This is a genomic window from Neobacillus citreus (assembly GCF_018343545.2).
Taxonomy (GTDB): Bacteria; Bacillota; Bacilli; order Bacillales; family Cytobacillaceae; genus Neobacillus; species Neobacillus citreus.
Window position 1 is genome coordinate 42,753 of the sequence record NZ_JAGYPE020000021.1, and the last position, 12,294, is coordinate 55,046.

Sequence of the window (12,294 nt, forward strand, 5' to 3'; positions counted from 1 at the left end):
CTCTTTTTGTTAGCTAATAAGGGATTATAAAATTTTTCCAAATTTTATAATCCCTTAACGCATAAATTCAACTACGCCTCTGTCATCGTCCTAACGGACTCGCCAATCGGCGAGTTTTCATTTATTAATTAGGAGTTGAAACATAAATGATTAAAGCTGCCTATCTGCACATTCCTTTTTGTGAACATATTTGCCATTATTGTGATTTTAACAAAGTGTTTCTTAAGGGGCAGCCTGTTGATGAATACTTACTAGCTCTGGATCGGGAAATGCAAATGACTCTGGCGCAGTATCCAGTGAAAGAACTTGATACTATTTTTGTTGGGGGAGGAACGCCCACCTCTTTAAATGAAAAACAGCTTGAACGATTCTGTGAAAGCATTAACCGACATTTATTGAAAAGTTCAGATGTAGAATTTACTTTCGAGGCAAATCCCGGTGATTTATCGAAGGAAAAATTACAAATATTAAAGGATGCAGGTGTCAACCGGATAAGTCTTGGCGTCCAAACCTTTAATGATGAATTGTTGAAAAAAATCGGCCGTGTTCATCGGGCCGAGGATGTCTATCGAACCATTGACAATGTGAAGGAGACAGGATTTCAGAATATTAGTATCGACCTGATTTACAGTTTGCCCGAGCAAACACTTGAAGACTTTCAAGCTTCTATTCATACGGCGTTTTCATTGGACATTCCGCATTACTCGGCCTACTCGTTAATTATCGAGCCTAAGACCATTTTTTATAATTTAATGAAAAAAGGCCGCCTTCCAGTCCCAGGTGAGGATATAGAGGCACAAATGTACGAAATGGTAATGGAGGCAATGGAAAAACACGGATTCAAACAGTATGAAATCAGCAACTTTGCCAAGCCCGGCTTTGAAAGCAAGCATAATTTAACCTATTGGGACAACGAAAACTACTTTGGTTTTGGGGCTGGAGCGCATAGCTACGTAGACGGCTTTCGCCGTTCAAATTATGGGCCTTTGAAAAAATATATGGACCAGATTAACAGTGGAAAACTTCCTTTCATTGAGGAACATCCAGTAACATTAGCGGAACAAATGGAGGAAGAAATGTTTTTAGGCCTGCGAAAAACGGAAGGTGTTTCAATCTCACGTTTTAAAATGAAATTTGACCGTGATCCCGAGCAATTATTTAAGCAGGAATTAGTTGATTTAACATCAAGACAATTGTTAAATGTACAGGATGGCAGAATATATTTAACTAAAAAGGGCCGTCTGCTAGGAAATGAAGTTTTTCAGTCGTTTTTAGGAGTATGTAATTGACACCATAATTCCTTTTTGATAATTTATTAGTATAATTAGCACTCGTTAATGCGGAGTGCTAACAGAGGTGATGAATGTTGTTAACAGATCGTCAATTGTTGATTCTTCAGGTTATTGTTGATGACTTTATTCGATCTGCACAACCAGTCGGCTCTAGAAGTTTGTCGAAAAAAGAGGAAATTTCCTTTAGTTCGGCAACGATTCGAAATGAAATGGCCGATCTTGAGGAAATGGGGTTTATCGAAAAAACCCATACCTCATCGGGGCGTGTCCCTTCGGAAAAAGGTTATCGTTACTACGTTGACCATTTGCTTTCACCGCAGACTTTGAATCCTCAGGATATTTCAATCATTCAATCCATCTTTGCGGAGAGGATTTTTGAATTTGAAAAAATTATCCAAAGGTCTGCGAAAATTTTGTCAGAAATGACGAATTATACTTCTATTGTTCTAGGGCAGGATGTCGGCATCAATAAGCTAAAAAGAATTCAAATCATCCCTTTAAACAAAGAAACAGCTGTTGCAATCTTAGTGACAGATACTGGCCATGTGGAAAATAGGACCTTTTCACTGCCGGCTGTACTTGATATGAGCGAATTGGAGAAAATCGTCAACATCCTAAACGAAAAATTATCCGGCGTCCCGCTTGAAGATTTACATGATAAGATTTTTAAAGAGGTGGCAATGCTTTTAAAACAGCATATCCGCCGTTATGATCTTTTTCTTCATACCATTGCGGAAACCTTTAAAATGCCAGCAACTGAGAAGTTATTTTTCGCAGGGAAAACGAACATGTTAAGTCAGCCAGAATTTCATGATATTGCCAAAATACGTAATCTATTAACCATGATAGATCGAGAAGATTGGATTACAAATTTAATCAGAAGCAATCAAAAGGGTATTAGCGTGAAGATAGGCAGTGAGAATCAAAATAGTATCATGGAAGATTGCAGTCTGATCACGGCTACTTATTCTGCCGGCACAGAAAAATTGGGGACGATTGCGATTCTTGGCCCGACAAGGATGGAATATTCACGTGTTATCAGCTTATTGCAGTTATTAAGCCATGATTTATCGGCGGTATTAACAAAGCTGTATCAATACAAATAACACTGGTAATATTGAGTAAGGGTGAAATCAACCATTTCACCCTCTTACCATGGTTATCAGCCATTAAATAATTGAGATTTGATTCTTTAAGGGAGGTGAGTATGTTGTCAAACGAAAAAAACAATACCTTGAATGAAGAAATGGAAGATTTAAGAGGCAGCGAAAACGTTGAATTTACTGATAATGAAGCTGCTCGTGCCGGACAATCAATTGAACAAACAATTGAAATGGAGGCAGAAACTGCTGAACAGCCTGTTCGTGCTGAAGCTGAAGCGCAATTGCAGGAAATACAAATGTTAAAGGATAAACTGGAGGCGGCAGAGAACCGCTACCTTCGCCTGCAAGCAGACTTTGATAATTTCAAACGCCGTACCCGCTTGGATCAAGAGGCGGGCGAAAAATATAGAGCGCAAAAACTAGTGACCGATTTACTTCCGGTACTTGATAACTTTGGAAGAGCTTTGGAGATTGAGGCAGACAACGAACAAACAAAGTCAGTGCTGCAGGGAATGGATATGGTCTACCGCAGCTTAATCGATGCTTTGAAAAAAGAAGGTGTCGAGCCAATTGAAGCAGTGGGGAAGGAATTTGATCCCCATCAGCATCATGCTGTAATGCAGGGAGACGATGCTGCTTATGGCTCAAACATAGTGATTGAGGAATTCCAGAAGGGCTATTTACTAAAAGACCGGGTGATTCGGCCATCAATGGTAAAAGTGAATCAATAAGCCTACATATTATTTTATAAGGAGGATAAAGGCAATGAGCAAAATTATCGGTATTGACCTTGGTACAACCAACTCCTGTGTTGCTGTACTTGAAGGCGGGGAACCAAAGGTAATTCCCAATCCAGAAGGCAACCGTACAACTCCATCTGTTGTAGCCTTCAAAAATGGGGAACGTCAAGTAGGGGAAGTGGCAAAGCGCCAGGCGATCACAAACCCAAATACGATTATTTCCATTAAACGTCATATGGGGACTGCCCATAAGGAAGAAATTGAAGGAAAGCAATATACACCGCAGGAAATTTCGGCTATCATTCTTCAGTATTTAAAATCCTATGCAGAGGATTATCTTGGTGAGCCAGTAACAAAGGCAGTCATTACAGTTCCTGCTTACTTTAACGATGCTGAGCGCCAGGCTACGAAGGATGCAGGTAAAATTGCCGGTCTTGAAGTAGAACGGATCATTAACGAACCGACTGCTGCTGCTTTAGCATACGGTTTGGATAAAACAGACCAAGATCAAACGATTCTTGTTTATGACCTTGGCGGTGGTACATTTGACGTTTCCATTCTTGAACTTGGAGACGGTGTTTTTGAGGTAAAATCAACTGCTGGCGACAACCGTCTTGGCGGTGATGATTTTGACCAAGTGATTATTGATTATTTAGTAGATCAATTCAAAAAGGAAAATGGCATTGACCTTTCTCAAGATAAAATGGCCTTGCAACGTTTGAAGGATGCTGCTGAAAAAGCGAAAAAGGATCTTTCCGGCGTGACTTCCACGCAGGTATCCCTGCCATTTATCACTGCAGGCCCTGCAGGTCCGCTTCATTTGGAAGTAACTTTATCAAGGGCTAAATTTGATGAATTAACAGCACATCTTGTTGAACGTACGATGGGACCTGTCCGCCAGGCATTGAGCGATGCAAGTATGTCTCCATCAGAACTTGACAAAGTTATTCTTGTCGGTGGTTCTACTCGTATCCCGGCTGTTCAAGAAGCTATTAAAAAGGCAACTGGCAAAGAGCCGCATCGCGGTGTAAACCCTGATGAAGTTGTAGCGATGGGTGCAGCAATTCAGGGCGGCGTTATCACTGGTGACGTAAAAGACGTTGTACTTCTAGATGTAACGCCATTATCCCTTGGTATTGAAACAATGGGCAGTGTATTTACAAAATTAATCGACCGTAATACAACCATTCCAACTTCCAAGTCACAGGTGTTCTCAACTGCTGCTGACAACCAAACAGCCGTGGATATCCACGTTCTTCAAGGGGAGCGTCCAATGGCAGCGGACAATAAAACATTAGGCCGCTTCCAGTTATCTGACATTCCACCGGCACCACGCGGAATTCCGCAAATCGAAGTAACTTTCGATATTGATAAAAACGGTATCGTAAATGTTCGTGCCAAGGATCTTGGTACAAATAAAGAGCAGCAAATTACCATCAAATCATCTACAGGACTTTCTGATGATGAAATCCAAAAAATGGTCCGTGAAGCAGAAGAAAACGCGGAGGCGGATAAACAACGCAAAGAAGAAGCAGATCTTCGCAATGAAGCAGATCAGCTAGTCTTTACGACAGAAAAAACCTTAAAGGATCTGGAAGGTAAGGTTGACGCTGCTGAAGTAGCAAAAGCAAATGATGCGAAGGATGCTCTAAAGCAAGCTATCGAGAAAAACGATTTAGCAGAAATGCGTGCGAAAAAAGATGCTCTTCAAGAAATCGTTCAGGCTTTGACTGTAAAGCTATATGAGCAGGCTGCTGCTGCACAGCAAGCGCAGGCAGGCGGCGCTGATGCAGGTGCCTCTGGCAAAAAAGACGACAATGTAGTTGATGCAGAGTTTGAAGAAGTTAAAGACGATAAATAGAAAAGCGGAAGCGCCTTGACCAGTGACGACAGGCATAAGACGAGCCGGCTTGAAGGTTGCTTTTTAACCTTCAGGACGGATTGGCTTATGACCCAGAGCCCCTAGGCGCTGGAGCTAGACAGTAATCGTTGTATTAGACGGTTACTTGTATTACTGATAAAAAAGTCAAAGTCAGACTAAAGGCTTTGGCTTTTTTAGCTAATCAGAATTTATTTCATAAATTCTGAACGCATAAATATAACTACGCCTCTGTCTTTGTCCTAATGGACTCGCCAGTCGGCGAGTTTTTATTTATTGCTATACCTTTCCTAGGGTGTTAGAATAATCTTTATGTGAAAAGATTCGGGAGTGATGGTAATCAATGAGTAAACGGGATTACTATGAGGTGCTTGGTTTAAGCAAAGGTGCCTCTAAGGATGAAATAAAAAAGGCTTATCGCAAACTGTCTAAACAATATCACCCGGATATCAATAAAGAACCGGATGCAGCGGATAAATTTAAGGAAATTGCAGAAGCCTATGAAGTGTTGAGTGATGACCAAAAACGGGCACACTATGACCAATTCGGACATACAGACCCGAATCAAGGCTTCGGAGGATTTGGCGGCGGTTCTGATTTCGGCGGCGGTTTTGGCGGCTTTGAAGATATCTTTAATACCTTTTTTGGCGGAGGCGGTTCTCGTCGGAGAGACCCGAATGCGCCAAGACAGGGTGCAGACCTGCAATATACAATGACCATTTCTTTTGAGGAAGCGGCATTCGGTAAAGAAACGGATATTGAAATGCCTCGTGAAGAAACATGTGAAACATGTAGTGGTACAGGAGCAAAGCCTGGAACGAAGCCAGAGACCTGTAAACATTGTCAGGGTTCAGGACAAGTAAGTGTGGAGCAGAATACTCCATTCGGCAGAATTGTGAACAGACGTACCTGCCACTACTGTAACGGAACTGGTAAAGAAATTAAAAATAAATGTGCCACATGCGGCGGCACTGGTAAAGTAAAGAAGCGGAAAAAGATTCATGTGAAAATTCCTGCGGGTATTGACGATGGCCAGCAGATGCGTCTCTCTGGACAAGGCGAAGGTGGTATTAACGGCGGGCCGGCAGGAGATCTTTATGTTGTTTTCCACGTTCGTGAGCATGAATTTTTTGAACGTGATGGCGATGACATTTATTGTGAAATGCCAATCACGTTTGTTCAGGCGACACTCGGAGCCGAGATTGAAGTGCCAACCTTGCATGGGAAAGTAAAATTGAAGGTACCTTCTGGTACACAAACCGGAACCAAATTCCGATTAAGAGGAAAAGGCGTTCCGAATGTCCGTGGTTATGGTACGGGCGATCAACATATTCTTGTTCGGGTTATCACCCCAACAAAATTAAGTGATAAACAAAAACAATTGCTGCGCGAATTTGATGAGGCAAGCGGCAATGCTCCTCTAGGGGAACATGAAGAAAGCTTTTTTTCAAAAGTAAAACGTGCCTTTAAAGGCGAGTAAGGATTGGAGCTGGTAGAATGAAATGGTCTGAAATTAGTATCCACACAACAAATGAAGCGATTGAGCCAATTTCTCATATTTTACACGAAGCTGGGGCGAGCGGTGTTGTAATTGAGGATCCATTTGAATTGACAAAGGAAAGGGAAGATCAATTCGGTGAAATCTACCAGCTTAATCCAGATGATTACCCTGAGGAAGGTGTCATTGTAAAGGCCTATTTGCCGGTCAATAGCTTCTTGGGCGAAACAGTCGAAGCGATTAAAGATTCTATTAATAATCTTATCCTATTCAATATTGATATAGGCTTAAATAAGGTTACAATCAGTGAGGTAAACGAGGAAGAATGGGCGACTGCTTGGAAGAAGTATTATAACCCTGTTAAGATCTCTGAAAAGTTCACGATTGTACCTACTTGGGAGATATATAACCCCGTCAGCAGCGATGAATTAATCATTGAATTGGATCCAGGCATGGCGTTTGGTACGGGGACACATCCGACGACGGTGATGTGTATTCAAGCCCTTGAAAGAACGGTCCGCCCTGGTGATCGAGTCATTGATGTTGGAACAGGTTCGGGTGTTCTAAGTATTGCTGCTGCCATGCTGAGAGCAGAGGATGTCAGGGCTTTTGACCTTGATGAAGTGGCGGTTACACAGGCAAAATTAAATATTAAGTTAAACAAAGTTCACAATAAGGTGAATGTTTCTCAGAATAACCTGCTTGATGGCGTTGAAGAAGGATCAGCTGATGTCATTGTGGCCAATATTTTAGCGGAAGTCATTTTGCGATTTACCGATGATGCGGCCCGGATTGTAAAGCCGGGAGGTTATTTCATTACATCAGGTATTATTCAGCAGAAAAAAGATCAAGTAAAAGAGGCACTTGTATTATCCGGTTTTGAAATTACAGAAACCATTTTAATGGAGGATTGGGTTGCCATTATTTCTAAAAGGGTATAATGAAGAAGCGAGGGGGGATATTCATTCCCCTTTTTGTATTTCATTCTTTATTATTGCGTTAAATTTTAGTAAAATAAGACGTATTCTGTTTTAGAGAGGGTGCAAAGTTGTGCAGCGCTATTTTGTTAAAAACCGAGCAAGTGAAGATCGTTTTTTCATAGACGAAGAAGATCGCCACCATATAGTCAAGGTGATGCGCATGGAACTTGGCGATCAAATCATCTGTGTCGATCCTGATGGAAAGCAGGCCATCTGCCGGCTTGCAGAAATTACCGATGAAAGAGTTGCTGCAGACGTTGTACAATGGAAAGAAGAAGTTTCTGAGATGCCGATTTCAATTACTATTGCAAGCGGGCTGCCTAAAGGGGACAAGCTTGAGTGGATTATCCAAAAAGGAACGGAATTAGGAGCTCATCAGTTTATCCCTTTCTCGGCCGCACGCTCGGTTGTTAAATGGGATGAGAAAAAGGCTGCGAAAAAAATAGAGAGATGGCAAAAAATTGCCAAAGAGGCGGCCGAGCAATCACATCGTGCCATGCTGCCAAAAGTGGAAAGAGCGATGAGTTTTAAAGAATTGCTTGCTAAAAGTAAAGAATTTGATTATAGATTAGCTGCGTATGAGGAGGAAAGTAGAAACGGAGAAACATCCGTTTTTTCTGCTGTCCTGAAACAATTAAAACCTGGTGAATCTCTCCTTCTTGTCTTTGGACCCGAAGGGGGCCTTTCAGAAGAAGAGGTACAGCAGTTAACGCATAATGGTTTTGATCTTTGCGGACTCGGTCCGCGCATATTAAGGACGGAAACGGCCCCATTGTATTCCCTTGCGGCCATTTCCTATCATTTTGAATTACTGAGGTGAACATACAATGGCAACAGTTGCTTTTCATACATTGGGTTGTAAAGTCAACCACTATGAAACAGAAGCCATTTGGCAATTATTTAAGCAAGAAGGCTATGAGCGCGTGGATTTTGAATCCATATCAGATGTTTATGTGATAAATACCTGTACGGTTACAAATACAGGAGATAAAAAAAGCCGCCAAGTCATCCGTCGTGCGGTTAGAAAGAACCCAGATGCGGTGATCTGTGTTACAGGCTGTTATGCACAAACATCGCCGGCAGAGATCATGGCTATCCCTGGCGTAGATGTTGTTGTAGGAACACAGGATCGTGTTAAAATGCTGGACTATATCGAGCAGTATAAAACAGAACGGCAGCCAATTAACGGTGTCGGCAATATCATGAAGAATCGCGTCTATGAAGAACTGGATGTACCATCCTTTACAGACAGAACACGTGCCTCTTTGAAAATTCAAGAAGGCTGCAATAATTTTTGTACATTCTGTATTATTCCATGGGCACGCGGCCTGATGAGATCACGTGATCCGCAGGAAGTTATTCGCCAGGCCCAGCAATTAGTGGATGCGGGCTATAAGGAGATTGTCCTTACAGGTATTCACACAGGCGGTTATGGCGAGGATATGAAGGATTATAATCTTGCGATGCTGCTTCGCGACTTAGAGGCACAGGTTAAAGGAATAGAACGACTGAGAATTTCTTCGATAGAGGCCAGCCAAATTACCGATGAAGTAATTGAAGTCATCAAGCATTCGAATATTGTTGTCCGCCATTTGCATATTCCGATTCAATCTGGTTCAAATACTGTTTTGAAAAGAATGCGTCGTAAATATACAATGGAATTTTTCGCAGAGAGATTGGAACGTTTGAAGGAAATCCTGCCAGGTCTAGCTGTAACCTCTGACGTAATTGTTGGTTTCCCTGGTGAAACGGAAGAGGAATTTATGGAGACTTTTAATTTTATAAAAGAACATAAATTCTCCGAGCTTCATGTTTTCCCTTACTCCAAGCGTACAGGAACACCTGCTGCCAGAATGGAAGATCAAGTTGATGAAGAGGCCAAAAATGACCGCGTTCACCGCTTAATCACTCTTTCTGATCAACTAGCAAAAGAGTATGCTTCAGAATTTGAAGGTGAGGTTCTGGAGGTTATTCCGGAAGAGGAGTTTAAAGAAGAGGCTGAATCAGGCCTTTACGTTGGCTACACTGATAACTACTTAAAGGTTGTTTTCCCGGCAACTGAAGATATGGTTGGCAAAATTGTAAAAGTAAAGATTACAAAAGCCGGATACCCTTACAACGAGGGACAATTTGTCCGTGTGGTTGAAGATACAGCAATTGTTAAGGAAGAAGTTTTTACAACTGAAGAAGCAGCTATTTAAAAAGGACCCATTTGTGGGTCCTTTCATTTTGTTATCGGTTTTGAGGGTCTTCTATCGTGTAAAAATAAAATCATCTCGCCAAACTTAGTTGCAAACGGCAGCACCAACAGAGAGGACACTACATTAAAAATAACGCTGATATGAGCCAGTTGAACATCCTTCCTGGCTGCGAGCAGCGGGGCATTTTCGGTCAGCAGAGGGATGAGCGGGATAAATAATAATACGCCAAAAACATTTAGCCACACATGCGCATAGGCCGCCAATTTTGACTCCTTCCCGCCGCCAATGGATGCAATAATGGCGGTGATACAGGTTCCAATATTAGCCCCTAGAACAATGGCAATTCCCGCATCAAGCTGCAGGAGCCCCGCAGTTAGAAATCCCATTGTAATCCCGGTCATTGCCGTACTTGATTGAATAATGGCAGTAATGACCGTTCCCGTTAATAAACTCATCAGAATATTATCATTTATGGAAAGTATGAATTGATGGATCACATTCATCGATGTTAACGGCTCAGCTAACCTTTCAAACCCCTTCATCGCCGTAAAAACAGAAGCGATGCCAAACAGAAGCATTCCAATACTTCTGGCTTTTTTATTGGGAAATAAAATTAGAATTGCCCCAATTATCGCAAATGGGACAAGAACAGCATCTATGTCAAACGTAATTAATTCTGTCTTAAAAGTAGTACCAATATTGGTACCAAGAATAATCCCAATCGATTGAGGAAAAGTCATGATTCTTGCGGAAATTAAGCCGATTGTAATAACCATTACCGCAGAACTGCTTTGCAAGAGTGCAGTTATAAATGTCCCCGTCAGCATTCCCTTTAAAGGTGTACTGGTTAGTTTTATCAGCCATGTCTTAAGCTTGTTGGCGGATAAATTAAATAGTCCAAATCTGATTATTGTCATGCCAAAAATAAATATTAAAATGCAAAGTACAAATAATAATATGTAAAGCATGGTCTATCCTCCCCCCCCTTCATTGTATGGTCAGATAGGGGGGGACATGCCATCTTTAAAAGGAAAATTAAGACATGCTAAAAAATAATTTGCATAAAATGTACATTCCTTGTCACATCAGTGTGAAATACAGTTGACCTTGCACCTAGGTTATATTATAATTGCAAGGTACATGGATTGAATGTAAGTGTGTTGTGTTTCGGAGGGAGGGAAAGAGAATGTCTAAAACCGTTGTTCGTAAAAACGAATCGCTTGAAGATGCTCTTCGTCGCTTCAAACGTACAGTATCAAAAACTGGTACTTTGCAAGAGGCAAGAAAGCGCGAATTCTACGAAAAGCCAAGTGTAAAACGTAAGAAAAAGTCTGAAGCAGCAAGAAAACGTAAGTTTTAAGAGGGTGTAATAAATGAGTCTTCTCGAGCGTTTAAATAATGACATGAAACAAGCGATGAAAAACAAGGAAAAAGACAAACTTTCTGTTATTCGGATGATTAAAGCTTCGATTCAAAACGAGGCGATTAAGCTTGGTGTAAGTGAGCTGTCCGATGCAGATGAGTTAACGGTCCTTTCTCGCGAATTAAAACAACGCAAAGACTCCCTCCATGAGTTTGATAAGGCCGGTCGTGAAGACTTGGTTGAAAAATTGCGTACAGAGATCGCTATTGTCGAACTGTATATGCCGAAACAGCTTTCCGAAGAGGAACTTTCAGAAATAGTAAAAGAAACTATTGCTGAAGTCGGTGCAAAATCAAAAACGGAAATGGGAAAAGTGATGGCTGCTATTATGCCTAAAGTAAAGGGCAAAGCAGACGGCTCACTTGTTAATAAATTTGTACAACAACACCTTTCATAGTATTCTGACACTAAGACCATAGGTAAATGCCTGTGGTCTTTTATTTTTTAAATGAAACTTTCAGGCCAATAATCCGTAAGTATTATTATAGGATGTAAAGAAAGGAGGGCTCGGATGGTTGAGTTTCTTATGAACCCTGTTGTTGTAACCGTTCTCCTGACGATTGGCGGAGTTGGACTGGTATTGGAGCTTTTTTCGCCAAGGTTTGGACTATCAGGCTTAATTGGACTTTTGGCGCTTGTTTTATTTTTTTATGGGCATTTCATGGCAGGCTATGCCGGTGTTGGCACTCTGGTTTTATTTGCTGGGGGAATCCTGCTGCTTTTCTTTGAATTGTTTCTTCCGGGGGCAGTTGCGGGAACTTTGGGCCTGGCAGCTTTGATTTTAAGCTTCTTTCTAGCCGGAGAGGATGCTTTACAAATGGGTGTTTCAATTTTAATTTCAATTTTCTTATCAACCCTCGTGTTCTTTTTAATGATAAAGGTGCTGGGAAAAAAGCTTGTTTTATTCAATAAATTGGTTTTATTTGATTCCGCCAAAAAAGAAGATGGTTATGTTTCCAATATTAATCGTACCGATTTATTGGGGAAAGAAGGAGTGGCATTAACCATCTTAAGGCCTGCTGGTACAGCAATTTTTAATAATGAAAGAGTTGATGTGGTAAGTGAGGGCGGGTTTATTGCCCAAAATTCAAAAATTAAGGTCATCAAGGTCGAAGGTGCTCGAATTGTTGTCAGAGAGGTAATTTAATAACAGAAGGGAGTAATGGACTGTGGACGGA

General features: G+C 41.3%; 12 protein-coding genes. 11 read left to right on the forward strand and 1 reads right to left on the reverse strand.

The features are described from left to right. The first annotated feature begins 146 nt into the window (after positions 1 to 146). The 8 genes from hemW to mtaB all read left to right on the forward strand — a co-directional run bounded on the left by hemW (position 147) and on the right by mtaB (position 9,693). The gene (gene hemW / locus KHB02_RS13280) at positions 147 to 1,289 is read left to right on the forward strand and encodes a radical SAM family heme chaperone HemW (RefSeq protein ID WP_213144803.1); all 1,143 of its coding nucleotides are present in this window, start codon (positions 147 to 149) and stop codon (positions 1,287 to 1,289) included. Between the two features lie 77 nt (positions 1,290 to 1,366). Beyond that, positions 1,367 to 2,398, forward strand: coding sequence for a heat-inducible transcriptional repressor HrcA (gene hrcA, locus KHB02_RS13285; protein WP_213145290.1), 1,032 nt, complete (start codon positions 1,367 to 1,369; stop codon positions 2,396 to 2,398). A 101-nt stretch (positions 2,399 to 2,499) separates the two neighbouring features. Beyond that, positions 2,500 to 3,126, forward strand: coding sequence for a nucleotide exchange factor GrpE (gene grpE / locus KHB02_RS13290; RefSeq protein WP_213144804.1), 627 nt, complete (start codon positions 2,500 to 2,502; stop codon positions 3,124 to 3,126). A gap of 34 nt (positions 3,127 to 3,160) precedes the next feature. Beyond that, positions 3,161 to 4,996 carry a molecular chaperone DnaK gene (dnaK, locus tag KHB02_RS13295; protein ID WP_213144805.1) on the forward strand — a complete coding sequence of 612 codons (1,836 nt, stop codon included), beginning with the start codon at positions 3,161 to 3,163 and terminating at the stop codon, positions 4,994 to 4,996. 361 nt (positions 4,997 to 5,357) lie between these two features. Next, on the forward strand, positions 5,358 to 6,494 hold the full coding sequence (dnaJ, locus tag KHB02_RS13300; RefSeq protein ID WP_213144806.1) for a molecular chaperone DnaJ: 1,137 nt from the start codon (positions 5,358 to 5,360) through the stop codon (positions 6,492 to 6,494). Positions 6,495 to 6,511: 17 nt separating this feature from the next. After that, positions 6,512 to 7,453, forward strand: coding sequence for a 50S ribosomal protein L11 methyltransferase (gene prmA / locus KHB02_RS13305; RefSeq protein ID WP_213144807.1), 942 nt, complete (start codon positions 6,512 to 6,514; stop codon positions 7,451 to 7,453). Positions 7,454 to 7,562: 109 nt separating this feature from the next. Then, on the forward strand, positions 7,563 to 8,312 hold the full coding sequence (locus KHB02_RS13310; RefSeq protein WP_213144808.1) for a 16S rRNA (uracil(1498)-N(3))-methyltransferase: 750 nt from the start codon (positions 7,563 to 7,565) through the stop codon (positions 8,310 to 8,312). Positions 8,313 to 8,319: 7 nt separating this feature from the next. Beyond that, positions 8,320 to 9,693, forward strand: coding sequence for a tRNA (N(6)-L-threonylcarbamoyladenosine(37)-C(2))-methylthiotransferase MtaB (gene mtaB / locus KHB02_RS13315; protein ID WP_213144809.1), 1,374 nt, complete (start codon positions 8,320 to 8,322; stop codon positions 9,691 to 9,693). A 23-nt stretch (positions 9,694 to 9,716) separates the two neighbouring features. Here the strand turns inward: mtaB and KHB02_RS13320 are convergent, their stop codons facing one another. After that, positions 9,717 to 10,661, reverse strand: a complete 945-nt coding sequence (locus tag KHB02_RS13320; RefSeq protein ID WP_213144810.1) for a Na/Pi symporter — start codon at positions 10,659 to 10,661, stop codon at positions 9,717 to 9,719. A 218-nt stretch (positions 10,662 to 10,879) separates the two neighbouring features. On the opposite strand from KHB02_RS13320, the gene rpsU reads away from it, so the two are divergent. From rpsU to KHB02_RS13335, 3 genes are all read left to right on the forward strand, one after another. Beyond that, a complete protein-coding gene (gene rpsU, locus KHB02_RS13325; RefSeq protein ID WP_007087607.1) occupies positions 10,880 to 11,053 on the forward strand; it encodes a 30S ribosomal protein S21 in 174 nt (57 codons plus the stop codon). A gap of 13 nt (positions 11,054 to 11,066) precedes the next feature. Beyond that, entirely contained in the window at positions 11,067 to 11,513 is a 447-nt protein-coding gene (locus KHB02_RS13330; protein ID WP_213120130.1) for a GatB/YqeY domain-containing protein, read from the forward strand. 114 nt (positions 11,514 to 11,627) lie between these two features. Beyond that, positions 11,628 to 12,263 (forward strand): NfeD family protein, encoded by a 636-nt coding sequence (locus KHB02_RS13335; protein ID WP_213144811.1) that lies wholly within the window; start codon positions 11,628 to 11,630, stop codon positions 12,261 to 12,263. Positions 12,264 to 12,294 lie beyond the last annotated feature (31 nt).